General features: G+C 73.8%; 19 protein-coding genes. 5 read left to right on the top strand and 14 right to left on the bottom strand.

The genetic code is table 11. The features are described from left to right. Positions 1-55 precede the first annotated feature (55 nt). Both ACSC1Q_RS29420 and ACSC1Q_RS29415 read right to left on the bottom strand, forming a co-directional pair. On the bottom strand, positions 56-2,968 hold the full coding sequence (locus tag ACSC1Q_RS29420; RefSeq protein ID WP_436761935.1) for an ABC transporter substrate-binding protein: 2,913 nt from the start codon (positions 2,966-2,968) through the stop codon (positions 56-58). A gap of 79 nt (positions 2,969-3,047) precedes the next feature. After that, positions 3,048-3,941: a carbohydrate kinase family protein gene (locus tag ACSC1Q_RS29415; protein ID WP_436761934.1), complete on the bottom strand. Its 894-nt coding sequence runs from the start codon at positions 3,939-3,941 to the stop codon at positions 3,048-3,050. Positions 3,942-4,125: 184 nt separating this feature from the next. Here ACSC1Q_RS29415 and ACSC1Q_RS29410 point away from each other — a divergent pair, with 184 nt between their 5' ends. Beyond that, complete coding sequence (locus ACSC1Q_RS29410) at positions 4,126-6,771, top strand: bifunctional acetate--CoA ligase family protein/GNAT family N-acetyltransferase (RefSeq protein WP_436761933.1); 2,646 nt, start codon at positions 4,126-4,128, stop codon at positions 6,769-6,771. Between the two features lie 19 nt (positions 6,772-6,790). Here ACSC1Q_RS29410 and ACSC1Q_RS29405 read toward each other — a convergent pair whose 3' ends face one another. Further along, the gene (locus ACSC1Q_RS29405) at positions 6,791-7,264 is read right to left on the bottom strand and encodes a carboxymuconolactone decarboxylase family protein (RefSeq protein WP_436761932.1); all 474 of its coding nucleotides are present in this window, start codon (positions 7,262-7,264) and stop codon (positions 6,791-6,793) included. A gap of 157 nt (positions 7,265-7,421) precedes the next feature. Further along, entirely contained in the window at positions 7,422-7,931 is a 510-nt protein-coding gene (locus tag ACSC1Q_RS29400) for a hypothetical protein (RefSeq protein WP_436761931.1), read from the bottom strand. Between the two features lie 622 nt (positions 7,932-8,553). Between ACSC1Q_RS29400 and ACSC1Q_RS29395 the strand changes: the two genes are divergently transcribed. From ACSC1Q_RS29395 to ACSC1Q_RS29385, 3 genes are read left to right on the top strand one after another with little or no spacing between them, the layout of a single operon-like run. After that, on the top strand, positions 8,554-9,144 hold the full coding sequence (locus ACSC1Q_RS29395) for a DUF5998 family protein (RefSeq protein WP_344747908.1): 591 nt from the start codon (positions 8,554-8,556) through the stop codon (positions 9,142-9,144). Beyond that, positions 9,141-10,295 carry an alkaline phosphatase family protein gene (locus ACSC1Q_RS29390; protein ID WP_436761930.1) on the top strand — a complete coding sequence of 385 codons (1,155 nt, stop codon included), beginning with the start codon at positions 9,141-9,143 and terminating at the stop codon, positions 10,293-10,295. The genes ACSC1Q_RS29395 and ACSC1Q_RS29390 overlap by 4 nt, the downstream gene beginning before the upstream one ends. 46 nt (positions 10,296-10,341) lie before the next feature. Then, positions 10,342-11,178, top strand: a complete 837-nt coding sequence (locus tag ACSC1Q_RS29385; RefSeq protein ID WP_436761929.1) for a sulfurtransferase — start codon at positions 10,342-10,344, stop codon at positions 11,176-11,178. Between the two features lie 142 nt (positions 11,179-11,320). Here the strand turns inward: ACSC1Q_RS29385 and ACSC1Q_RS29380 are convergent, their stop codons facing one another. The 4 genes from ACSC1Q_RS29380 to ACSC1Q_RS29365 form a co-directional block, all read right to left on the bottom strand. After that, positions 11,321-14,026 (bottom strand): CHAT domain-containing protein, encoded by a 2,706-nt coding sequence (locus ACSC1Q_RS29380; protein WP_436761928.1) that lies wholly within the window; start codon positions 14,024-14,026, stop codon positions 11,321-11,323. Continuing rightward, entirely contained in the window at positions 14,027-14,491 is a 465-nt protein-coding gene (locus ACSC1Q_RS29375) for a hypothetical protein (RefSeq protein ID WP_436761927.1), read from the bottom strand. Next, the gene (locus tag ACSC1Q_RS29370) at positions 14,488-15,060 is read right to left on the bottom strand and encodes an RNA polymerase sigma factor (protein ID WP_436761926.1); all 573 of its coding nucleotides are present in this window, start codon (positions 15,058-15,060) and stop codon (positions 14,488-14,490) included. The genes ACSC1Q_RS29375 and ACSC1Q_RS29370 overlap by 4 nt, the downstream gene beginning before the upstream one ends. A 61-nt stretch (positions 15,061-15,121) precedes the next feature. After that, positions 15,122-16,189, bottom strand: a complete 1,068-nt coding sequence (locus ACSC1Q_RS29365; protein WP_436761925.1) for a S8 family peptidase — start codon at positions 16,187-16,189, stop codon at positions 15,122-15,124. 205 nt (positions 16,190-16,394) lie between these two features. Here ACSC1Q_RS29365 and ACSC1Q_RS29360 point away from each other — a divergent pair, with 205 nt between their 5' ends. Continuing rightward, on the top strand, positions 16,395-16,889 hold the full coding sequence (locus ACSC1Q_RS29360; protein ID WP_436761924.1) for a DUF3145 domain-containing protein: 495 nt from the start codon (positions 16,395-16,397) through the stop codon (positions 16,887-16,889). A 322-nt stretch (positions 16,890-17,211) separates the two neighbouring features. Here ACSC1Q_RS29360 and ACSC1Q_RS29355 read toward each other — a convergent pair whose 3' ends face one another. From ACSC1Q_RS29355 to ACSC1Q_RS29330, 6 genes are all read right to left on the bottom strand, one after another. After that, positions 17,212-18,633 (bottom strand): acyl-CoA carboxylase subunit beta, encoded by a 1,422-nt coding sequence (locus ACSC1Q_RS29355; RefSeq protein WP_436761923.1) that lies wholly within the window; start codon positions 18,631-18,633, stop codon positions 17,212-17,214. A 335-nt stretch (positions 18,634-18,968) separates the two neighbouring features. Then, the gene (fabF, locus tag ACSC1Q_RS29350) at positions 18,969-20,201 is read right to left on the bottom strand and encodes a beta-ketoacyl-ACP synthase II (protein WP_436761922.1); all 1,233 of its coding nucleotides are present in this window, start codon (positions 20,199-20,201) and stop codon (positions 18,969-18,971) included. A gap of 57 nt (positions 20,202-20,258) precedes the next feature. After that, complete coding sequence (locus ACSC1Q_RS29345; protein ID WP_344896124.1) at positions 20,259-20,498, bottom strand: acyl carrier protein; 240 nt, start codon at positions 20,496-20,498, stop codon at positions 20,259-20,261. A 77-nt stretch (positions 20,499-20,575) separates the two neighbouring features. After that, a complete protein-coding gene (locus ACSC1Q_RS29340) occupies positions 20,576-21,532 on the bottom strand; it encodes a beta-ketoacyl-ACP synthase III (RefSeq protein ID WP_436761921.1) in 957 nt (318 codons plus the stop codon). Between the two features lie 7 nt (positions 21,533-21,539). Continuing rightward, positions 21,540-22,451, bottom strand: a complete 912-nt coding sequence (locus tag ACSC1Q_RS29335; RefSeq protein ID WP_436761920.1) for an ACP S-malonyltransferase — start codon at positions 22,449-22,451, stop codon at positions 21,540-21,542. Positions 22,452-22,568: 117 nt separating this feature from the next. Then, complete coding sequence (locus tag ACSC1Q_RS29330; RefSeq protein WP_329094158.1) at positions 22,569-23,678, bottom strand: PucR family transcriptional regulator; 1,110 nt, start codon at positions 23,676-23,678, stop codon at positions 22,569-22,571. Positions 23,679-23,682 lie beyond the last annotated feature (4 nt).

The raw sequence follows: 23,682 nt of genomic DNA, 5'->3' as shown, positions 1-23,682 counted from the left end.
CCGGCAGGGAGGTGCCTGACCGGGAGAAGGCGGCAGGCTCCCGGGAAGGCGCCTCTCAGGAGAGCCCGAGGTCGACGTAGTCGTAGTCGGAGAAGGCGTGGCTGACGTGCACGTTCGTCAGGCGCGCGCCACGGAGCAGGACGCGGGTGTCCCACTGCACGGGCAGCACGAGGGCCTGCTCCATGACCGTGCGGTCGACCCGCGCCCACAGCTCCTCGCGCCGGGCGGTGTCGAGCTCGGCCTCGGCCTGGTCGATGAGGTGGTCGGCCTGGGGCAGGCGCACGCTCACGTTGGAGGACAGGGCGTCCTCCAGGATCTTCCGGCTGTCCGTCAGATAGGGCAGGTAGCTGGCGCCCTCCGGCCAGTCGGCGGTCCAGGCCCGTATGGCCAGGCCGATCTTCTCCTTCCGCAGGTAGGAGGGGCTGCCGCCACGGTGGGTCGCGTTGTCGTCCTGGGACAGGCCCCTGAGCGTGAGCCGGATCCCGACGCGTCCCAGGGCCGTCTTCAGGGCCTCGGCGGCCTCCCGCTCCCTGGCCTGCTCGGCCCGGAAGACGATCGTGGCCGCGAAGCCGCCGGGCCGCCCGCACGCGGCCAGCTGCCCGCGGGCCCCGGCCACGTCGCCCTTGCCGGTCTGGTACAGGCTCAGCGGGCGGTGCCCGGAGATGGTCGGCGGGAGCAGCCCGGTGGCGATGGTGCCCGCGCGCAGGCCGCGGCCGTAGGCGTCGCGCAGGCCCTCCCGGTCCGCCGCGGCGAACACGGCCCTGCGGCAGGCCACGTTGTCGAAGGGCAGCACCTGCGGGTTGATCGCGACGTACCGCAGCCAGCCGATCGTGGGCGCGTCGGCACGCGCCCTGAGCGCGGGGTCGGCCGCGATCCGCTCGGGCAGGTTGGCGCTCGCGCCCGAGTCGAGGTCCAGGTCGAGGTCGCCCGCGACGAGGCCCTTGTCGACCGCGCTCTGGTCCATGTCGAAGGTGATCTCGTAGCGGTCGGGCAGCGCCCGGCGGTTCGGGTCGGTCGCCGCCGACCAGTGGGGGTTGCGGACCAGGACGAGCCGCTTGTCCCGCCGCGCGCTCTCGAACCTGTAGGGGCCCGAGGAGAGCACGTGCTTCTCGTACGCCGCGCCGGTGTCCTTCGCCTCGGGGACCGGCATGGTCTGGGGGACCTGGGCGACGTGGTCGAACGCCCCGTGGGGCTTCTTGAGGTGGAACACGACGGTCCGGTCGTCCGGGGTCCTGATCGCCCCGTTGGTGTCGGCCTTCGGCGACGCGAAGTAGCCCCGGTAGCCCGAGGGCAGGTTCAGCAGCTGCTCGAAGTGGTACGGGCCCCGGCTGAGCGTGTCCTTGCCGATCGCGCGGAGCACCGCGTGCTTGACGTCCGCGGCGACGATCGGCGTGCCGTTCTCGTACTTCAGGCCCTCCCTGAGCCGGTACGTCCACGTCCTGCCCCCGTCGCTGGGCACGCCGAGGCCCTCCGCCAGGTCGCCCACGAGTTCCCGGCCCCCGGCGCCGGGTGCGGGCCGGTACATCGTCAGCGAGCGTCCGTAGAGCCGCGCGACGTTCCACATCGACGGGTAGTAGGTGTTGCCCGGGTCGAAGGAGTCGGCGACGAAGCCCGCGCCGAACCGCATCGTCCCGCCCCTGCGCGCCGACGGGTTGACGACCGAGGCCGAGGCGGCGTCGAAGCCGGTCGGCGCGGGTCTCGGCGTCGCCCGCGGGACGGCGGCGGGCTCGCCGGACGGCAGGACCAGCCAGGTGGCGACGCCCAGCACGCAGGCGGCCGCCAGCGCGGAGACGACGGCCGGGATCCGGGGGTGCCCCGCCGCCGCACCGGCGAGACGGGCGACCTGAGGGAGCCGGGGAAGCCGGGCGAACCGGCCGGGTGGCGGCGAGGAGAACCCGGTGGAGGGCGTCGCGGGAGACGACACCCGGGACGGGGCCGGGGCCGTTCCCCACGCGTGATGTGGTGCGGGAGCGGGTGCCGGGAACGCGGCGGAGGACCCCGGCGCGCGGGGCGGCGGGGGAGCGGAGGCCGGTGCCGTGCCCCCGGCGGAGGACCTCGGCGTCGGTGTCGGGTTCCTGGCGGAAGGCCCCGGTGCCGGTCCATCGGCGGAGGACCCCGGGGCGGGGGGAGGGAACGTTCCGGGGGCCGGCGCGGGACCGCCGGCCGCGTTCAGCAGCATGTCCAGCACGTCGGCCGATCCGGGCCGCGACCGGGGGTCCTTCGTGAGAGCCGCGTCGAGCAGCGGGCGCAGCGACTCCGGCACGCCGGACATGTCAGGTTCGGCGAGGAGGATGCGGCGCATCACCACGGCGAGGTTGCCCAGCCCGAACGGCGGCCGCCCGGTCGCCGCGAACACCATTGTCCCGGCCCAGGCGAACACGTCGCCCGCCGGTCCGACCTCCTGCTCGTGGAACTGCTCGGGCGCCATGTAGGCGGGCGTGCCGACCAGGTCCGTGGTCAGGCTGTACGCGGCGTCCAGCGCCCTGGCGATGCCGAAGTCGATGACGCGGGGGCCGTCGGGGCCTAGCAGGACGTTGCTGGGCTTGAGGTCGCGGTGCACGATCCCGGCGCGGTGGATCGCGGACAGCGCGGTGGCGGTGGCGACGGCCAGCCTGAACAGCGCGTACTCGTCGCGCGGCCCCTCCCTGGACACCACCTGCTGCAGCGACTCGCCGTCGACGTACTCGCTCAGGATGTACGGCCGGTCGCCGGTGACGTCGGCCCGCAGCACCCGGGCGGTGCAGAACGGGGCGACCCGCCGGGCGGCGTCGGCTTCCCGGCGGAAGCGCCGCTTGGCCTGCGCGTCGTCGGAGAGCCTGGCGTGCAGCACCTTGAGCGCGACGCGTTCTCCCTCGGGCGTGCGCGCCAGGTAGACCACGCCCTGGCCGCCCTCGCCGAGGAACCCGACCAGCCGGTGCGGGCCGATCCGCTCCGGGTCACCCGGCCGCAGGGGGCGGGGCTCCGGCATGCGTCACTCCAGGGGGTCGCCGCGAACATGGTCCGGCCACAGTATTGGATCCCCGGGAGGTCCTGGGACGGGGGCCGGTTCAGAGGCGGGGACGGGCGCCCAGGTGCGAGATGGCCCGGGAGGCGAGGTGGCAGCCGGAGGCGAGGGCCTCGGCCGGCGGCTTGCCGCCGAGCCAGGCGGGCAGGAAGCCGGCGGTGAAGGCGTCACCGGCACCGGTGCCGTCGACCACGCGCTCCACGGGCTCGGCGGGGACCCGGATCGGGTCGGGGCGGTTGTTGGCGTACCAGAGCGCGCCCTCGTCGCGGAGCTTCACGACGACCTGCGGGAACCAGGCGGTGAGGACCTTGGCCGCGGCGGCGGGGTCGTCGCGGCCGGTGAGGACCTTGGCCTGGTCGGCGTTGGCGAACAGCAGCTTGGCGCTCTGCGTCCACTCCAGGAAGGGTTCGGCGCCGGTGCGCTCCAGCGGGGCGGAGGAGGAGCAGTCGACCGAGACGGACATCCCCGAGCGGCGGGCCATCTCCAGGGCGGCCATGCCGGCGTCGCGGGAGCCCTCGTTGATCAAGGTGTAGCCGGACAGGTGCAGGTGCCCGCCCTGGGAGAACAGGTCGCGGGGCAGGTCCTCGGGGGACAGGGCCGCGTTCGCGCCGGGGTCGGACAGCATGGTGCGCTCGCCCTTGTGGGTGACGAGCACCACGCAGGTGCCGGTCGGGCGCTCGGGGTCCATCACGAGGCGGGCGTCGACGCCGTAGCCCATCAGCTCCATGTCGCGGTTACGGCCCGTGATGTCGGCGCCGCGCCGCCCGATGAAGGCGACCTCGGTGCCCTCGACGGCGAGCCAGGAGGCGATGTTGGCACCCGAACCACCGCCGTGCATGGTGACGATCGCCGGTGTGTCGCTGGCCCTGGCCAGCGGGTAGCGAGCCCGGGCGACCGCGTCGGTCATGAGATCGCCCACCACGACCACCCGCGTCATGATGTCACCACCTTGCTGCCTTCGATGCCGACGTGCCTCTAGACATGCTTCAAGCCATACCTCTGGTCGTGCCTCTAACCGCGAAAAACTTAACAGCTTCCGGCCAGCGTATGGGGTCTTGACCGGACACCGGACCACAGTCGATGCACAAGCGTTGCGTGAATCCGTCCGGGTGGTCTGTCAGATGAGATTCGCGTCTACTCTCGGGACTGTGGAGGCTGCTCAGTATCCCGCTCACTGGGAGGCGGACGTCGTCCTGTCGGACGGCGGCACCGCTCACGTACGCCCGATTCGGCCCGCCGACGCCGACCGGTTGCGTTCCTTCTACGGCCGGCTGTCCGACGAGTCGATCTACTTCCGCTTCTTCGGTCCCCGGCCGAGGCTGTCGGAGCGGGAGATCACCTGGTTCACCAACGTCGACTACGAGGGCCGCGTGGCGCTGATCGCCACGATCGGCACCGAGATGGTGGCGGTGATCCGCTACGACCGGATCGAGCCCGGTGAGGCCGAGGTCGCCTTCCTCGTCGAGGACGCCCACCAGGGCCGCGGGGTCGCCTCGGTGCTCCTCGAACACCTGGCCGCCACCGCCAGGGAGAAGGGCATCGCCCGCTTCGTCGCCGACGTGCTGCCCGCCAACCAGAAGATGATGGCGGTGCTCAAGCAGGTCGGCTACACCGCGCAGAGCCGCTTCGCCGACGGCGTGGTCAGGATGACCCTCGACCTCACCCCGACCGAGACCGCCCAGGAGGTGACCGCCTCCCGCGAGCACCGCGCCGAGTCCCGTTCCATCGAACGGCTGCTCTCCCCGGGTTCGGTGGCGGTCGTGGGAGCGGGCCGCGAGCCGGGCGGCATCGGCCAGACCGTGCTGCGCAACCTGCTCGGCGCCGACTTCGCCGGCCCCGTCTACCCCGTGCACCGCGAGGCGCGGGCCCTCGCGGGGGTGCGGGCCTACCCGAGCGTGACGGCCATCGACGGAGAGGTGGACCTCGCCGTGCTCGCCGTACCCGCCGACGGGGTGATCGAGGTGGTCAAGGAGTGCGCGGAGAAGGGCGTGCGCGGGCTGATCGTGGTCTCCTCCGGGTTCGGCGAGACCGGCCCCGAGGGCCGGGCCAGGCAGGACGAGCTGGCACGCATCGCCCGCGCGTACGGCCTGCGCGTCGTCGGCCCCAACTGCCTCGGCATCGCCAACACCGACCCAGCGGTACGGCTGAACGCCACCCTCGCCGCGACCCTCCCGGGGCTCGGCCGGGTCGGCTTCTTCAGCCAGTCGGGCGCCCTGGGCACCGCGCTGCTGCAGCGGGTGGCCCAGCGCGGGATGGGCATCTCCTCGTTCGTCTCGGCGGGCAACCGCGCCGACGTGTCGGGCAACGACCTGCTGCAGTACTGGGAGGAGGACCCGCGGACCGACGTGATCCTGCTCTACCTGGAGTCGCTGGGAAACCCCCGCAAGTTCGCCCGCCTCGCGCGGCGCATCTCGCGCCGCAAGCCGATCGTGGTCGTCAAGAGCGGCGGCACCACCCAGGACGTGCCCACCGGCCACGCCGCGCCCGTGCTCGGCCTGCCCGACACCGCGCTCAGCGCGCTGTTCGAACAGGCGGGGGTGATCAGGGTCGACGACCTGATCCAGCAGTTCGACGTGGCGCAGCTGCTGGCCTACCAGCCGCTGCCCGCCGGGTCCAGGGTCGGCCTGGTCAGCAACTCCGACGCGATGGCGCTCCTCGCGGCCGACGCCTGCGTACGGGTGGGCCTGGAGCCCCGGCCGCCGGTCAACCTCGGCGCGCGGGCCTGCCCCGAGGAGTTCGGCGAGGCCCTCACCTCGGTGATCCCGGACGTGGACGCCGTGGTCGCGATCTACATGCCGCCCATCCCCGGCGACGGCGCGAAGGTCGCCGCCGAGCTGCTGCGCGCCTCCCGCGACTGCGGCAAGCCGGTGCTGGCCACCTTCGAGGGCAGGATCGGCATGCTCGACGAGCTGCGGGTCGGCGCCGCGCCGGGGCGGGGCTCCATCCCCTCGTACGCGGCGCCCGAGGAGGCGGTCCGCGCGCTCGCCCACGTCGTACGGCACGCGCGCTGGCTGGAGCGGCCCGCGGGACTGCCCGAGGAGATCGAGGGCGTCGACGCCGGAGCCGCCCGCGACCTCGTCCTCGCGACGCTCGGAGACGCCCCGGCCGAGATCGACGCCTCGGAGCTGCTCGCCCGCTACGGGGTGGAGGTCTGGCCGTCGGAGACGGTGGAGTCGCCGGAGGAGGCCGTCAAGGCGGCGTCGAGGCTCGGCTGGCCGGTCGTGCTGAAGGCGGCGGGCCCCGAGGCGGCCATGCGCGCCGGGACCGTGCGCCTCGGGCTGTCCGGTCCCGACGGGGTGCGCGACGCCTACGCCGACCTGACGCGCCAGCTCGAACCGGAGGCCGTGCTCACGGTGCAGCGGATGGCCCCGCAGCCCGCGGTGCCGACCGTGGCCGGGGCGATGGACGACCCGGCCTTCGGCGCGGTGGTCTCCTTCGGGCTCGGCGAGATCACCGCCCGGCTGCTGCGCGACGAGGCGTACCGGCTGGCCCCGCTGACCCGCGAGGACGCCGCGGCACTGGTGAGGTCGCCACGGGCCGCGCCCCTTCTCCTGGGCGAGTACGGCTATCCGCCGGTCGCCGTCGAGGCCCTGGAGGACCTGCTGATCCGGCTCGGGCGGCTGGCCGACGACCTCCCCGAGGTGGCGCGGCTCACCCTCGACCCGGTGCTGGTGGGGGAGTCCGGGGTGATCGTGCTGGGCGCCCGCGCCGTGCTCCGCAGCCACGAGGGCCCGCGCCCCGACGGCGGTCCCCGGCGCCTCGGCTAGGCCGTCCCTGGCGGCTCCGTCACCCGAACTGGCCGGGCCGGTAGTCGCCGGCGGGCTGCTGGACGATGACGTTCACGCGGTTGAAGGCGTTGATGACGGCGATGAGCGACACCAGGGCGGCGAGCTGGTCCTCGTCGTAGTGCTCGGCGGCGTTCGCCCACGCCTCCTCCGTGACACCACCGGCCGCGTCGGCGATGCGGGTACCCTGCTCCGCCAGCTCCAGGGCGGCGCGCTCGGCCTCGGTGAACACCCTGGCCTCCCGCCAGGCCGCGATCAGGTTGAGGCGCGTCTGGGTCTCCCCGGCGTGCGCGGCGTCCTTGGTGTGCATGTCGGTGCAGAAGCCGCAGCCGTTGATCTGGCTGGCGCGGATCTTCACCAGTTCCCGCGTCGCGGCCGGCAGCGTCGAGTCCACGACCGCCTTGTTCGCGGAGATGAGGTATTTCAGGGCCTTGGCGGCGACCGGGCTGCCGAGGAGGTCCAAACGGGCATCCATGGTGCGCTCCTTGTTCGTTTTGGTGGCTCTGTCTCTCCGAGAGATCTGACAGAACGGCTCGGCGGGATGTGACGTGAGGGATTTGAGGTGCGTCTCCCATGCCGTGCCGTGGCGGGGACCGCCCGCGACCTCCGCCCGACGGTCCGGACGGAACCTTCTAACCCGGCCCCGGGGGCGCGGGGACGATCTGGACCGAACTGGCGACGGTGGCGGGCGCGGGGCCGGTCTCCATCGCGCTCTCCGCGCCGGGTCCGGCCCTGTCCGCGCGATCCCGGGCGGCGTGGACGGCCCTGCCGGACGCGGTCAGCGTCCCCGAGGCGTTCCGCGACACGGCCACGCCGACCGTGATCCGGGGAAGCTGGAAGCCGGGGGCGGCCAGGGCACGCGTACCGCAGCCGACGATCCCGGCCGTGATCCGGCACCTCCAGCCCGTTCCCGAGGCGCTCACCGGGGTCAGGCCGGACGGGAAGAGATAGGTGACCTCGGTCGGGCCGGTGATCCCGGCGTAGCCGGGGGCCGCGGTGACGTCGATGGAGAACGTGCCGGCGCCACCCGCCTCGAACGGGCCGTCGTGAACCGTGGTGAGGATCAGGTCGCGGGGAAGATGCGTCCCCAGGGTGGGCGGGCCCACGGCGGTCGCCGTCGCGGTCGTCACGACGGCCGTCACGACGGTCACCGGGAGGGCCGCCGCGAGGCGCGAGAGCCCGGTCCGCCACGCGGACCGGGCCCGCCGTGGCGAATCCGGCCGCGCCACCCGGCCTCGCTCCGCCGAATCCGGCCGGGTCGCTCCGTCTCGCTCCGCTGAATCCGGCCGCGCCGCCCCGCCTCGCCCCGCTGAATCCGGCCGTGTCACTTCGTACTGCTCCACCGAATCCGGCTGTGCCGCCCCGCCTCGTCCCGCTGAATCCGTGCCTTCACCGGCCATATTCCCTCGCCCCCGATTTTCGGTAGGGAATCACCGTTTCCGAGATGGTTTTCCGGCACGGCGAGAAGCATTCCCGGATATTTCAAACAAGGCGGGGAATGCGGAGAATCGCCCGTTACCGCTGCCCGGGACGGCACGCGCACGCCACCGCTACTGCTCCCGGTAACCCCGATGCGATCACGCCAAACCGATCGGAGGGTAAAACCGCGGGCCGGAACGGGCTTTCGACGGCCCCGGGACCACCCCCGATGACGCTTTCCCGGCCGGAAGAAGCCGATGGCGGGCCGCATCACGATTTGCACCGCCGGACGAAGCCCACGTGCTCCCGGTGAAAGCGCTGCCCCGGACAGGGCAGGATGGACCCATGAGGGAAACCCGACTCTCGTCCGCCGGCCTGCGCGACGCCATCGACCGCAGTGGCTACTATCCCGACCTGGTCGCCGACGCGGTCGATTCCGCGCTCGGCAAGGAGCAGGTGGGCGCCTACGTCGTGCACCACGAGGCCACCTTCGACCCGGCCATGGAGGTGCGCAGGCACGTCACCGTGCTGGTGCTCTCCCCGACCCGGCTGCTCGTCTGCCACACCGACGAGCACCCCCCGGTGGAGGGGGTGTCGGCGTCCCACGCCTCCACGACCACCGAGGCCGTACGCCTCAGCCGGATCCAGTCGGTCGCGGTCACCCGGGTCGTCCCCGACCCCGCCTCCTACGTGCCGGGAGTGCCGCCCACGGAGGTCACGCTCACCATCGGCTGGGGGGCCATCTCCCACGTCGACCTGGAGCCGGCCACCTGCGGCGACGAGAACTGCGACGCCGACCACGGATACACCGGCGCCATCACGGCCGACGACCTCTCCCTGCGGGTGAGCGAGGCGGCCGACGGGCCGGAGGCCGTCTCCCACGTGCTGGCCTTCGCCAAGGCACTGTCGGAGGCCACCGCCCGCACCGCGTCGTGAACCCCCTGGTCCCCGCGTACGGGACGGCCTCGCTCGCGGACCTGTCCTCCTCGCTGCTCGCCGCGGTCGGGGTGGACGGCGACAACCCGCTGGACCTCGCCCCGGCCGGGCGGGTCCTGCTGTTCCTCGTCGACGGCATGGGCGCCGAGCTGCTCCGCGCCCACCCCGGCGTCGCGCCGTTCCTGTCCTCCCTGTCCGGCGGGATGTCCGGCGGGGTGTCCGGCGCCGCGTCAGGCGGGGTGCTCACCGCGGGTTTCCCCGCCACGACCGTGACCAGCCTGGGCACCCTCGGCACCGGCATGCCACCGGGCGAGCACGGCATGCTCGGCTACCAGCTCGCCGTGCCCGGCGCCGGATACCTGCTCAACTGCCTGCGCTGGACCGCCCCCGGCCCCCTCGTCGAGCCCGGCGAGTGGCAGCCCGCCCCGACCGTCTACGAGCGCGCGGCGGCGGCCGGGGTCCCGGTCAGCTACGTCGGCCCGGCCAAGTTCGAGACCACCGGCTTCAACAGGGCCGTCTACCGGGGCGTGCGCTTCGTCGGCGCCGACGAGGTCGACGACCGGATCGAGGGGGTCCGCCACGCGCTGGCCGCCGGGCCCCGGGCCCACGTCTCGGTCTACTACGGAGACCTCGACTCCACCGGCCACCTCACCGGCTGGGGCTCCCCGGCCTGGCTCGGCCAGCTCGCCCTGGTCGACCGGATGGCCGAACGGCTGGCCGAGACGCTCCCCCCGAACTCGGCGATGTACGTCACCGCCGACCACGGCATGATCAACGTCGCCGACCGCGTCGACGTCGACACCGTCCCCGGGCTGCGCGAGGGCGTCACCCTGCTCGGCGGGGAGGCCAGGGCCCGCCACCTCTACACGGCCCCGGGCGCCTCGGCGGCGGTCCTCGACACCTGGCGCGACGTCCTCGCCGGAAAGGCGTGGGTGGTGTCCCGGGAGGAGGCGGTCGAGTCCGGCTGGTTCGGGCCGGAGACGCGCCCGGAGTGGCTGCCCAGGATCGGCGACGTCCTCGCGGTGCCGCACACCGACTGCGCCATCGTCGCCTCGGTCGCCGAGCCGCACGAGGCGGGGTTCCTCGGCTGCCACGGCTCGCTGACGCCCGCCGAGCAGTACGTCCCCCTTCTTGAGGTCAGCACCCGTTGACATCCCCCCACAGCCCAAGCCGGGATCTTCACGCTGGAGGTATTCGATGAGCCCGCTGATCACCCCCGCCGAGCTGGCGGGCCTGACCGGGGCGAGCGTCCTCGACGTGCGCTGGAAGCTCGCCGTCCTGCCCACGGGACCGGCCGGGATCGACTCCTACCGCGAGGGGCACATCCCCGGCGCGGTCTTCTGTGACCTGGAGACCGACCTCGCGGCCCACCCCGGGCCGGGGGGCGAGGGGGGCCGCCACCCGCTGCCCTCCGCCGAGACGTTCCAGGAGGCGATGCGCCGGCTCGGCGTGTCCGGATCCCGGGCCGTCGTCGTCTACGACGGGGCCGACTCCACCGCGGCCGCCGCCCGCGCCTGGTGGCTCCTGCGCTACTTCGGCCACCCCGACGTGCGGGTCCTCGACGGCGGCCTGCGCGCCTGGGTCTCCGGCGGCCTGCCGGTCTCCGTCGAGGAGGGCAGCCCCGAGCCCGGCGACTTCGAGGCGCGGCCGGGCGGGATGCCGGTGCTCGACGCCGCGCGGGCCGGCGAGCTCGCCGCCGACGGCGTGCTGCTCGACGCCCGCGCCGCCGAGCGCTACCGGGGCGAGGTCGAGCCGATCGACCCGGTCGCCGGGCACGTCCCGGGCGCGGTCAGCGCCCCCACCGGCGAGAACGTCGACCCCTCGGGCCGCTTCCACCTGCCAGACTTCCTGCGCGAACGCTTCAACACGCTGGGCGTCGTCCCCGGGGTGGAGGTGGGCGCCTACTGCGGATCCGGTGTGACGGCCGCGCACGAGGTGCTGGCCCTGGAGGTGGCGGGCATCCCGGCCGCGCTCTACGTCGGATCGTGGTCCGACTGGGTGACCGACCCCTCCCGGCCGGTCGCCACCGGCTGATCGCCGCTTACCGATCGTCCCGGGTGACCGGTCCCTTCGGATCGGTCGTCACTCACCGGCCGCTCCGAGTGACCCGCTCCTCCCGGCTGGCCGCCACCTACCGGCCGTCCTGGGTGACCGGCTCACCCAGGCCGATCGCCGCTTACCGACCGTTCGTGGCGACCGGCTCCTCCGGGCCGTTCGCCACCGGCCGGTCGCCGCATCCGAAGCAGACGAAGCCCGCCACGCCGGTCTTCCCGCTCGCGACGGCCAGCGCCCGCGCGGGCGGGTCACCGGCGGCCAGCGCCCCGTGGAAGGCGGTCATCAGCGTCAGCGTCTCCTCGTCGCGCACCGGCACCAGGCTGGCCACCACGCACCGCGTCCCCAGCGACAGGAACGTGCCCGCCAGTCCCAGGGGCGCCCCGTCCGCGGGGGCGTGCGCCATCCCCGCGTCGCACGCCGACAGCACCACCAGCGCGGGCGGGGTGCGCAGCCGCAGCAGGTCGTACGCCATCAGCGGGCCGTCGTCGAGGTCGATGCTCGACAGCAGCGGGCTGCGCGGGGAGAACATCCCGTGCGCGGCCAGGTGGACCATGTCGGCCCGCTCCAGCGCCGACATCACCTCCGCCCGCCGCGCCGCCACCCGCTCGGTCCCGGGATGGCACTCGCCGACCATGCGGGCCTCGGCCTCCGCGTACCGCAGCCCCGGACCCGCCACCACCACCGGCATCGCCGCCCGCCTGCCCTCCCGTACGGCCGGCACCCGCCACCCGGCCAGCCAGGCGGCGGCGCTGGCCGCCACGGTCACCGGCCGGTCGGCGTTCATCGGCAGCAGCGGCCAGGGCAGGGTGTGCAACGTCCCCGTCGGCACGACCACCAGCGGCCGGTCGCCCAGCCGGTCGCGCAGCGAGCCGAAGAGGAGCCGCTCCAGCTCCGCGGCCTCCGCGCCGGGGTCGGGGGCGCTCCCGTCGAGCAGGTGCGTCCTGCGCAGCCCGTACCGGAGACGGACGATGGCCTCGGCGACGGCCTGGAACGGGCCGAGGCGGCGCAGCGTCACGCGGTCCCGGGCGACCACGACGGCGGCCAGATCACCTTCGTGGCGGACGAACTCCACCAGGACCGACTCCCCGAGCGCCGCCCGCAGCGCGGCCAGACCGGGCGCGAGCGGCCGGCCGGCGCCCCCGGTGACCGCGCGCCACCGCTCGGCCCAGGCCAGGACCGCGCGGCCCCGCCCGGTCCGCATGGCCAGGGCCAGCCCGAACCCGGCCAGCGGCTCACCGGCCCTGGCCGCGTGCGCGCGTACCGCCGGATCCTCGAACGTCCTCGTCCCCGCGCCCACCTCCGCCAGCCCGGCCAGCACCGCGGCGAACGCCCCCCTGCGGTCTCCCGCCAGGGATCGTCGCAGCGCCGTCGCCTGGAGGGCGACCACCCCGCGGCCCGAGCGGGCCAGGAGGGCGAGCTGGTCCTCGGCGGACGGCCGGTCGCCCAGCCCGAGGGACACCTCGGCGGCGGTGAACCTGAGCGCCGCCGAGGTGTCCCCGTGCCCGGCGGCGTCGAGGGCGTCGGCGCACGAGAGCATCGCGGCGGGCAGCTCCGGCGAGGGCGGGCCGAGTGCGAGCCGTGCCCGCAGGACGATCTCTTCGGCGACCGGAGCCAGCACCGTCCGTCCCTGCGCGGCCAGCTCGCGGGCCGCCAGCTCCGCGCTCTCCCGGGCACGGCGCGGATCACCGGTGCGCAGCTCGACCCTGGCGAGCAGGAGGAGGGCCTCGGCCAGGGCCGTGCCGGCGCCCGCCGCCGCCAGCTCGGGAACGGCCATCTCCAGCAGCACCCGCGCCTCGCCGGGCAGATGGGCGCCGACCAGGGCCTCGGCCAGGTCGCAGCGCACCGTCGCCAGTCGTTCCGGGTAGCCGACCAGGACGCTCTCCGCGCGCCGGTAGGCGCCGAACGCGGCGGGCAGGTCACCGCGCCGCGCGGCCAGGAACGGCAGGTTGCCCTCGGCGAGCGCGAGAACGTGTTCCAGGCCCGCGTCCCTCGCCAGCTCCGCGCACCGGCTCAGGTCGGCCTCCGCCGCCCCGAACTCCCCGAGGAACACCCGGGCGAGCCCGCGGTTCAGCATCGCACCGGCGAGGAACCTGACGTCGCCGCCGAGGACGGGAACGGCCCGGTCGCAGTGGTCGACGGCCTCGCGGTAGCGGCCGAGCCGCGCCAGCGCCACGGCCCGGTGCACGCCGAGCTTGCCCACCTCGGCCGGGGTCAGGCCGGGCTCGGCGTCGCGGGCGACGTCCAGCGCCTGCTCCGGGTGTCCCAGCTCCGTACGGACGTGGACCAGCGACAGCCGCGCCTGCGCCGCCCGGTGCGGCAACCCCGCAGAGAGCGCGATCCGCACCGCCCGGCGCAGCCGCTCCTCGGCGAACGGCAGGTCGCCCAGCTCGCGCGCCGCCACCGCCAGCGCCCGGTGCGCCACCGCCTCGGCCTCGCAGTGCCCGCACCCCGCGACCCGGCCCGCGATCACGCCAACGTCGGGACCACCCCCGGAGTCGCGCCCCAGAGCGTCGCCGACCGGTATGTAACCCTCCGCACCATGCTCCGGGGCGTCACCGGCCGACGAACCATCCTCCGGGCCCCACTCCGGAGCACCGTCGGCCGGTATGCCGTCCTCGGAATCGTGCTTCGTGGCACCGTCGGCCGAGACGCCACCGTCCCGGGCGCCGCCCGGGCCCCCCGCCGGGCCGATCCGGCCGGTCGCCTCCCGGCAGGACGCGGGAAGCGCGGCGAGCACGGTGCGGGCGAGAGCGAGGGCGCGGGCCGGATCGCTGCCCGAGAGGTCGACCGCGTGCTCGGCGGCGGCGAGCGCCTCGTCGGCGGTCACCTACGGGCGGATCCGGGTCCAGCTGGTGACCACGGGGGAGCCCCCGGGCCGGTGGCACACCACGCTGAACCAGCCAGGCGGCAGGCCGGTGACGGCGAACTGGCCCGTCGGGGACAGCGCGCGCGACTCGGTGAGGTGCAGGGTGCGGATCTCGACCAGCGTGCCCGCCTCGGGGCAGGGGGAGATCTGGCCCGCCAGGTCGACCAGGCCGTCCAGGGAGGTGACCTCCAGCTCCACCGTGAGCCCGCCGGCGGTGAACCTCAGCAGCCGGGGCTCCTCGGCGGAACGGACGCCTCGCGGCACGGGGGTGACCACGGGGCGGGCCGTGGTGGCGTCGGGCAGCCGCAGGCCGAAGGCCGCGCGGGCGGCGGTCGTCACCCGCGCGGGCACCGGGTCACTCCCCGAGGCCAGGCGCAGCGCGGCTATCAGGGACTCGTCGTCGATCGCCGTCGGATGCCGTGTCACGGTGTCGCCTCCCGGGCGGTGAGCAGGGTGCGGAGTCGGTTCAGGCAGCGGCCCCGGGTGGGGCCGTAACTGCCGCTGGGCATGCCCAGGCGCCCGGCCAGCTGGTGGACGCCCGCGTCGGGGGCCGTGGCCATCAGCCGGAACAGCGAGCGGCACGGCTCCTGCATCTCGTCGACGGCCTGCCAGAGGCGGCGGCCCTCGTCGGCGCTCAGCACGGCCAGCGCGGGATCGGCGTGGGCCTGCCCGATGCCGGCCGGGGCGAGGTGCGCGTGCTCGGCGTCCGCGGGGTCGGCGACCAGCCGCTCGCCCCGGTGCCGCCTGCTCAGCAGGGACGCCTCACGCTTGGCCGTGGTGAACAGCCAGGGGCCGATCCTGTCGGGATCGCGGATGGTGTGCAGGCTCTCCAGCAGCCGCAGCCAGGTGCCCTGCACCGCGTCGGCGGCGTCCGCCGGGCTCAGGTCGTAGGCGCGCGCGGCCGACCACAGCAATCCCTGGAAACGGGTGACCAGCTCGTCCCAGGCCGCCTGGTCGTCCACCAGGATGGCGTCAAGCGTGTGCTGGTCGCCCACCGGCACCTCCATGACCGCGTAGAACACTCTGGGTGTTCGCGTGAAGACTTTGGGTGAGACTTTAGCCCGGCGTGAGCACGACGACTCCCAAATCGGGGATCCGCCTGGTTCCCGACGGGTCGAGGACGTGCTTCACGGCCTCCTGGGAGGGCCGGTCCGCGCACGCCGCGGCGATCGCCCCGCTCACCAGGGCGGTGGCGAAGGAGGTCCCGCTCCAGCGCGCGTAGCCCTGGAACGCCCCGTGCTCCAGGAAGGTGCTGGACAGCCACTCGCCGCGGGCGCACGCGTCCACCCACGGGCCGTACGCCGAGAACGGGGCCCTCTCCTCCCCGACGGCGTCCAGTGCCCCGACGGCGATCACCCCGGGTGAGGCGGCGGGCCAGAAGGGGCGGTCGGAGGCGGTGTTGCCCGCGCAGGCCACCGTGACCGTACCGGCCAGCCCCTCCAGGGCGGTCTCCACGAGCGGGGAGGGCAGGTCGTCGAAGGTGTGCCCGCCGAAGGACAGGTTGAGCACCCGCGGCGGTTCGGCCCGCAGCCGTCCCAGGACGTGCAGCAGCCCGGCCTCGTCCCCGACGCCGTGGCCGTCCAGCACCCGGATCGGCCGCAGGTGTGCCAGCGGGGCCGAGCGCAGGATCAGCCCGGCGACGAACGTGCCGTGCCCCGCCTGGAGGTCCAGCTCGCCGTCGCCGTCGGAGTCGGGTGTCTCGGCGGCCTCCCGTCCCCGTTCCAGGAACCACGGCCTCTCCTGCCACCAGGGGTGCTCGGCCAGGCCGGTGTCGGCCAGCGCCACCGTCACGGCGCCCGCCGAGGGCCCGGCCGGGACGGGTTCGGGCGCCGGGAGGGCGGCGCGGGGGAAGGGGCGGGAGGCCGGTCCCCCGAAGTAGAGCGGCTGGCCCGTCAGGACGTGGTTGGGGGAGGCCGGGACGCCCCGTGCCCGTACCGACGCCACCAGGTCGCAGACGTCCACGCCCGGTGAGAGCCGCACCCGGTAGATTCCCCCGGTCTCGGTGACGGCGTCGGCCCAGCGGGCGGTGGCCGCGAGGCCCGAGGCGTCGGTCAGCAGCTGGCCCTTCTTGATCAGGGCCGGCGAACCGGGGATGGGTTCGACCCGTTCGATACCGGTATTCATCTGGTCCTCCGGGGGCGATCACCAGTTCGTAGGGTTTTCTTCATGCCCGAGGATGCCCCGGCCAAGTGCCCGCGCCGCAACATCTCGGTATGACCCCCCTCTGGTGCGGCGTCACAACCGACGGTAGTCTCTCCTTCAGTCACTTGTGATCATCCTGGTATGAGGCCGTTGGGGAAGGCGCACCTCGTACGAAACGGGAGGTCCGGTGTCTGCTCGTGGCGTGCTTTACGTCCACTCGGCTCAACCTGCGCTGTGCCCTCATATTGAATGGGCGGTCGCAGGTGTCCTTGGCGTGCCCGTAGACCTGACCTGGACGGCGCAGCCCGCCGCGCCCGGTCATGTGCGCGCGCAGGCCGAGTGGGAGGCCCGTGTCGGTACCGCGGCGGCCATCACCTCGTCGCTGATGGGCTGGCAGCGGATCCGCTTCGAGATCACCGAGGACGCCTCACCGGGTGCCGACGGGACCAGACACGCCTACACCCCCTCCCTCGGCGCCTTCACGGCCGTGGTCGGGGCCACCGGCGACATCCTGATCCCTGAGGACCGGCTGCGCTCCGCGATGCTGATGGCCCGCCAGGGCCGCGTGGTGCTGGAGGAGGAGCTCGACCGCCTGCTGGGCAAACAGTGGGACGCCGAGCTGGAGTCGTTCCGCTACGCGGGCGAGGGCGCTCCGGTCCGCTGGCTGCACGCCGCCGTCTGACCGGGCCCGTCCCGCCGACACGGTCCGCTCTCTCGCGGAGGACGGCCGCCCCGGACACGGGTTTGGAACGTGCCCGGCGGCCGTCTCCGGCGGTCCGGTGGGGACATCCTCGCGGCCCCGCGTGGCCGTTCGTGACCCCTTGAACGGACTTGAATGGACTTGAACGGAATTGGCCGGACGGCTCTCGCGGGCCGTCCGGCCACGGTCGTCCTGTTCCGGGGGCGGTGTCACCGCGCGGAGGCGTCTCCCGCCGCGGGGGAAGGGCGGCGGGAAACGGGCGAGCCCCCGCCGGCGGGACCGGCGAGGGCTCGTCGAACGGCCGTCAGAGGGGGATGTTGCCGTGGGCGCCCCTGGCGGGGGTCGCCTGGGCCAGGACCCTGGCGATGGCGCCCCGGGTCTCCCCGGGCTTGATGACCTCGTCGATCACGCCGAGCTCGACGGCCCGGTCGAGGCCGCCGGCGAGGATCTCGTGCTCCTCGGCGAGCCTGGCCTCCAGGGCGGCGCGCTCCTCCTCGGGGGCGGCGGCGAGCTCGCGGCGCTTGAGGACGCGGACCGCGGCGACCGCGCCCATGACCGCGATCTGGGTCGTCGGCCAGCCGAACACCCTGGTCGCGCCCAGCGAGCGGGAGTTCATCGCGATGTAGGCGCCGCCGTACGCCTTCCTGGTCACCAGGGTGATCCGCGGCACGGAGGCCTCGGCGAAGGCGTGCAGGAGCTTGGCGCCCCGGCGGACCACGCCGTCGTGCTCCTGGCCGACGCCCGGCAGGTAGCCGGGGACGTCCACCAGGACGACCAGCGGCACCCCGAAGGCATCGCACATCCGGACGAACCGCGCGGCCTTCTCCGCCGAGGCGGAGTCGAGGCAGCCGCCCAGGCGCAGCGGGTTGTTGGCCACCACGCCCACGGTCCGGCCGCCGAGGCGGCCCAGGGTGGTGACGACGTTGGGCGCCCACTTGGCGTGCAGCTCCACACCCGGCTCGTCGAGCAGGCCCGTGACGAGCGGCTTCACGTCGTAGGCGCGGCGCACGTTCTCGGGCAGCAGGCCGGAGAAGTCGACCTCCTCGACCTCGGCGCGCACCCGGCCCTGGTGACCGAGGAGCACCGCCAGGCGGCGGGCCTGCGCGTAGGCGTCCGTCTCGGTCCTGGTGACCACGTGGACGACACCGCTTCGCCTGCTGTGCGGCTCGGGACCACCCAGGCCGGCCATGTCGATCCGCTCGCCGGTGACACTGCGGACCACGTCGGGACCGGTGACGAAGATGCGCCCCTCGTCGGCCAGGATCACGATGTCGGTCAGCGCCGGGCCGTACGCGGCGCCGCCGGCTGCGGGACCGACGACCACGGACAGCTGCGGCACCACGCCGGAGGCGCGGGTCATCGCCGCGAAGACGCGGCCGACCGCGTGCAGCGACTCCACGCCCTCGGCGAGGCGGGCGCCGCCGGAGTGCCAGACGCCGATGACGGGGACCCGCTCGCGGACCGCGACGTCGTACGCGTGCATGATGTGCTCGCACCCCTCGCTGCCCATCGCGCCGCCCTGGACGCGGGCGTCGCTGACGAACGCGACGACCGGCACACCCTCCACGCGGCCCGTCGCGGCGAGGACGCCGCTGCGGTCGACCGGCGAGATCAGGCGAACCGAGCCCTCGTCGAGCAGGGCGGAGAGACGCACCTGGGGGTCACGGGGATCGAGAGGATCCTGCCCGGACTCCTCGCTCACCGTCCTGTTGTCGAGCGCGGTCATCAGCTACCTCCAGCGTGGAGACCCCGGATGTCGCTCCCGGGCGGGAAACGCGGCGCGTCGCCGCACGATGGTGGCAGGGTCGCGGCCGCCCGGCGTCGAGGGCCGGGCCGCCGTACCTGCCGCTGGGCCGGCGGGATGTGAAGCCTGTGGAGGCCGGGTGAGACCGCCGGCCGGTTCCCCGTCCCCCGCCGCCACCGGAACGGCGAACGGGACGACGACCGGGACAGCGGCCGTCCGCGAAGCGGGAAGGCCCGGCCCGTGAGGGCCGGCGCTCCCCGGCTCGCGTCGCGGAAGGGAGGCCGGCAAGGGCTCCCTGTCAGAGGATGGTGAACCTGTCAGAGGGTGGTGAAGGCGACGGCGACGTCGTGCCCGCCGAAGCCGAAGGAGTTGTTGATCGCGGCGATCTGGCCGTCGGGCAGCGCGCGCGGCTCGTCGCGAACGATGTCGACCTCCACGCCGTCGTCGAGGTCGTCCACGTTGATCGTTCCGGGCGCGCGGCGCTCGTGCAGCGCGAGGACGGTGAAGACGGACTCGATGCCGCCGGCGCCGCCGAGCAGGTGACCGGTCATCGACTTGGTGCCGCTGACCAGGGGGTGGTCGCCGATGACCTCCTTGATCGCCATCGTCTCCACCACGTCGCCCGCCGGGGTGGAGGTGGCGTGCGCGTTCACGTGCTTGATGTCCTGGCCCGTGATGCCGGCGTCCTCCAGGACGCGGCGCATGGCCAGCATGACCCCGGCGCCGGTGGGCTCGGGCTGCGCGATGTGGTGGGCGTCGGCCGAGTAGCCGACGCCGGCGGCCACGGCGTAGATCGTGGCGCCGCGCGCGAGGGCGTGCTCCTCGGACTCCAGCACCAGGATGCCCGCGCCCTCGCCGAGGACGAAGCCGTCGCGGCCCTTGTCCCACGGCCTGGATGCGCGCTGCGGCTCGTCGTTGCGGGTGGACATGGCGCGCATGGCGGCGAAGGAGCCGATGTTCAGCGGGTGGATGGCCGCCTCGGTGCCGCCGGCCACGACCACGTCGGCCCGGCCGGAGCGGATCATCTCGATGGCGTACCCGATCGACTCGGCGCCGGTGGCGCAGGCGCTCACCGTGGCGTGGACACCGGCGCGCGCGCCGACCTCGATGCCGATCCAGCCCGCCGAGCCGTTCGGCATCAGCATGGGGACGGTGAACGGTGAGAGCCGCTGCCAGCCCTTCTCCTTGAAGGTGTCGTAGGCGGCGAGGATCGTGGTGATGCCCCCGATACCGCTGCCCACGACGACGCCGAGCCGCTCGGGGTCGACCTTGTCGATCGCGGCGTGCGCCCACGCCTCGCGGGCCGCGACCAGAGCGAACTGCTCGGCCCGGTCAAGCCGCCGCGACTCCGGCCGGGGCAGGACCTCGGTCGGGTCCACGGCTGCGATGGCGGCGAACTTCACCGGGACGGAGTCGACCCAGTCGGCGGTGATGGTGCTTACCCCCGACTGACCGGCGAGGAGCGCCGACCAGGTCGAGGCGACGTCTCCACCGAGGGGCGTGGTCGCGCCGAGCCCGGTGACGACGACGCGTACCTGGTCTGTACTCACTGCTGCGCTCCTTGTGAATCGCTGGTCAAAATGGTCGGAGGGAGAAGCCGGGACGTCTTAGTTCTGGATGAAGTTGATGACGTCCTTGACGGTCTTGAGGTGCTTGAGCTGGTCGTCCGGGATCTCGACGCCGAACTCGTCCTGAGCGGCGACGGCGATCTCGACCATGGACAGCGAGTCGATGTCGAGGTCGTCGACGAAGCTCTTCTCCGGGGTGACCTCGGTGGCCGGGATCCCGGTGATCTCATTGACGATCTTGCCGATGCCGGCGAGGATCTCCTGCTCGGTCAGAGCCATGTCGCGTGTTCTCCTTGCGATCGGTTTCTTCTGGTTTCCCGTACGGCGGGGCCGCGCGGAAGCTTTTTCGGGGGGCCTCAGGGGATCTCGATGACCTGGCCCGCGTAGGTCAGGCCCGCGCCGAAGCCCAGCAGCAGGGCGAGGCCGCCCGACCGCACCTCGCCGCGCTCGATCATCCGGGACAGGGCCAGCGGGATCGAGGCGGCGGAGGTGTTGCCCGCCAGGACGATGTCCTTGGCGACGACGGCGTTGTCCGCGCCGAGCTTGCGGGCGATCGACTCGATGATGCGGAGGTTCGCCTGGTGGGGTACGAAGGCGGCGAGGTCGGCCGGGTCCACCCCGGCACGCTCGCAGATCTCCTTGGCGATGGGGTGAAGCGCGGTGGTCGCCCAGCGGAACACGGTCTGGCCCTCCTGGTGCAGGAAGGAGTCGCGGTCCTTGATGATGATCGCGTCGAACTTGTCGCCGGCGCTGCCCCACACGACGGGACCGATGCCCGGCGTGTCGGAGGGGCCGACGACCGCGGCGCCCGCGCCGTCGGCGAAGATCACCGCGGTGGCCCGGTCGGTCCAGTCGATCCACTGGGAGAGCTTCTCGGTGCCGACGACGAGCACGTGCGTGGCCGAGCCCGCGCGGATCGCGTCGTTGGCGACCGCGAGCGCGTAGCAGAAGCCCGAGCAGGCGGTGTTGACGTCGAACGCGCCGGGGGCGTCGATGCCGAGCCGCGTGGCCACCCGGCCCGCGGCGTTGGGGATCTGCGTCTCCAGCGTGCAGGTGGCGACGATCACCAGGTCGATGTCGGAGGCCGCCAGGCCGCTCGCGGCGAGGGCCTTGCCGCCCGCCTGCACGGCGAGGTCGATCTCGGACTCGCTGTCCGGGGCGATCCGGCGCTCCTTGATGCCGACGCGGCTCTGGATCCAGGCGTCGTCGGTCTCCATGGTCGCCGACAGGTCGTCGTTGGTGACCACGTTGGAGGGCTGGTAGTGACCGAAGGCCAGGATCTTCGCGCCCGGCGCGCCCTGTGAGATCTTCATGCGTCGATCACCGTTCCTCATGCGACTCAAGGGCCGCTCTCGCGGCCGCCAGGTCGTCGGGGGTCTTCAGGGCGACGGTAGTCACCCCGCGCAGGGCACGCTTGGCCAGGCCGGTGAGCGTGCCGCCGGGGACAAGTTCGATCATCGTGGTGACGCCGCGCTCGGTCATCGTGGCCATGCAGGCGTCCCAGCGCACCGGGTTGGCGACCTGGGTGACCAGGCGCTCCATGAACTCGGCGCCGCTCGTGACCACCGCGCCGTCGCTGTTGGACAGCAGCGTGACGGAGGGGTCGGCCGGAGTGAGACCCGCGGTGGCCTCGCGCAGGCGGCTCGCCGCGGAGGCCATGTGCTCGGTGTGGAACGCGCCGGCGACCGACAGCGCGATCACCCGGGCGCGGGCGGGCGGCTCGGCCTTGAAGGCGGCCAGCTGCTCCAGCGTGCCGCCGATCACGATCTGCCCGGCGCCGTTGATGTTGGCGGGGGTGAGCCCCTTGTCGGCGACGGCCGCGAGGACCTCCTCCTCGACGCCGCCGAGGACGGCGGACATGCCGGTCTCGGTGATCGTCGAGGCCTTGGCCATGGCCTGGCCGCGCTCGCGGACGAGGTCGACGGCCTGCTCGGGGGTGATCACTCCGGCGAGGGCGGCCGCGGTGAACTCGCCCACGCTGTGCCCGGCGACGATGTCGGGGGAGGCCCCGAGAACCTCGGCGACGGCCAGCCCGGCGGCCACGAGGAGTGGCTGCGCGACGGCGGTGTCACGGATCTCGTCCGCGTCGGCGGTGGTCCCGTAGGCGATCAGATCGAGGCCGGCCAGCTCCGACCAAGCGGTCAGCCGATCGGCCACGCCCGGGAGTTCGAGCCATGGACTGAGAAAGCCTGGAGTCTGGGCACCCTGGCCCGGAGCGACGATGACGAGCACAAAATCCAGCCTGCCCTGTAGAGGTTCACTACATGGATAGAGATCCAGACGAAGTTTGTCCCTACTTCTTTGTAGGGAAGCTACAGCGAGAGTTTCACAAAGGTTAAGTAAAGAGCTCTAGGTTACCGGCGTTTCGGACAGACGCCCGAGGATCAGCCCCACCTGGAGGGTGAAGGCGGACCGCCCCTCGGTCGGCTGGTAGCCGGTCAACTCCGTGATTTTACGAAGACGGTAGCGCACCGTGTTCGGATGGACGAACAGCAGCCGGGCCGTCGCCTCCAGGGAGGTGCCCTGCTCCAGGTAGGTCGCGAGGGTGTCGAGGAGCGGTGTGCCGATCAGCGGCAGGTAGACGTTCTCGATCAATTGTGCCCTGGCGTCGCCGTCGCCGTCGATGGCCCGTTCGGCCAGCAGGTCCTCGGCGTGGACCGGCCTGGGCGCGTCCGGCCACCCCGCGGCGGCCCGCAGCCCGGCCATCGCCGCCCGCGCCGAGCTGGCGGCCGAGTGCAGGTCGGCCACCTCGGGCCCGATCACGATCGGGCCGGCGCCGAAGCGCGGCACCACGTGCCTGGCCGCCGCGGCGACGCTGTCGGCCCCGCCCACGATCACGATCAGCCGGTCGCCCTGCACCCCGGCCAGCATGTCCAGGCCCGACCTGCGGCCCCGGTCGCGCAGCGCGTCGATGACCGCCTGAGGGTCGTCGTCGGGTGTCTGCCCGGCCAGCACCACGACGGGGGCCGAGGTCCAGCCGAGCGCGGCGGCCCACGAGTGCAGGCCGTCGTCGACCTCACCCCTGACCAGGGCGTCCACGATCAGCGCCTCCAGCCGCGCGTCCCAGGCCCCGCGGGCCTCGGCCTCCCGCGCGTACACCTGCGCGGCGGCGAACGCGACGTCGCGGGTGTAGCGGAGCATCGCCTGCTGGAGCTGGTCCTCCCCGCCTGGCGCGGCCAGCTCCCCGGTCTGCGCCTCGACCACCTCGACCACGACCCGCACGATGTCGACGGTCTGCTGCAGCGAGATGGACCGCTTCAGCTCCCGGGGCGCGGTGCCGAAGAACTCGATGCTGGGCGTCGGGCGGCCCTCGCCGGCGTGCTGGAACCACTCCACGAACGCGGCGATCCCGGCCTGGGCCACCAGCCCGACCCAGGACCTGTCCTCGGCCGACAGGGCGCGGAACCACATGAGCCGGTCGTCCATCCGGGACATCGCCGCCGTGCCCAGTGTGCCCATGGCC

It is taken from the genome of Streptosporangium heterodermiicola (genome assembly GCF_051390675.1).
In the GTDB taxonomy this organism is placed as follows: Bacteria; Actinomycetota; Actinomycetes; order Streptosporangiales; family Streptosporangiaceae; genus Streptosporangium.
This window is presented reverse-complemented; position numbering and strand designations above follow the sequence as displayed.

Bases quoted from the DNA above. Each gene is read 5' to 3' on its own strand.
- ACSC1Q_RS29340 (WP_436761921.1), bottom strand. From the start codon at position 21,532: ATGAAGATCTCACAGGGCGCGCCGGGCGCGAAGATCCTGGCCTTCGGT.
- ACSC1Q_RS29420 (WP_436761935.1), bottom strand. From the start codon at position 2,968: ATGCCGGAGCCCCGCCCCCTGCGGCCGGGTGACCCGGAGCGGATCGGC.
- ACSC1Q_RS29415 (WP_436761934.1), bottom strand. From the start codon at position 3,941: ATGACGCGGGTGGTCGTGGTGGGCGATCTCATGACCGACGCGGTCGCC.
- ACSC1Q_RS29345 (WP_344896124.1), bottom strand. From the start codon at position 20,498: ATGGCTCTGACCGAGCAGGAGATCCTCGCCGGCATCGGCAAGATCGTC.
- ACSC1Q_RS29395 (WP_344747908.1), top strand. From the start codon at position 8,554: ATGAGGGAAACCCGACTCTCGTCCGCCGGCCTGCGCGACGCCATCGAC.
- ACSC1Q_RS29330 (WP_329094158.1), bottom strand. From the start codon at position 23,678: ATGGGCACACTGGGCACGGCGGCGATGTCCCGGATGGACGACCGGCTC.
- ACSC1Q_RS29355 (WP_436761923.1), bottom strand. From the start codon at position 18,633: ATGACCGCGCTCGACAACAGGACGGTGAGCGAGGAGTCCGGGCAGGAT.
- ACSC1Q_RS29405 (WP_436761932.1), bottom strand. From the start codon at position 7,264: ATGGATGCCCGTTTGGACCTCCTCGGCAGCCCGGTCGCCGCCAAGGCC.
- ACSC1Q_RS29385 (WP_436761929.1), top strand. From the start codon at position 10,342: ATGAGCCCGCTGATCACCCCCGCCGAGCTGGCGGGCCTGACCGGGGCG.
- ACSC1Q_RS29365 (WP_436761925.1), bottom strand. From the start codon at position 16,189: ATGAATACCGGTATCGAACGGGTCGAACCCATCCCCGGTTCGCCGGCC.
- ACSC1Q_RS29410 (WP_436761933.1), top strand. From the start codon at position 4,126: ATGAGATTCGCGTCTACTCTCGGGACTGTGGAGGCTGCTCAGTATCCC.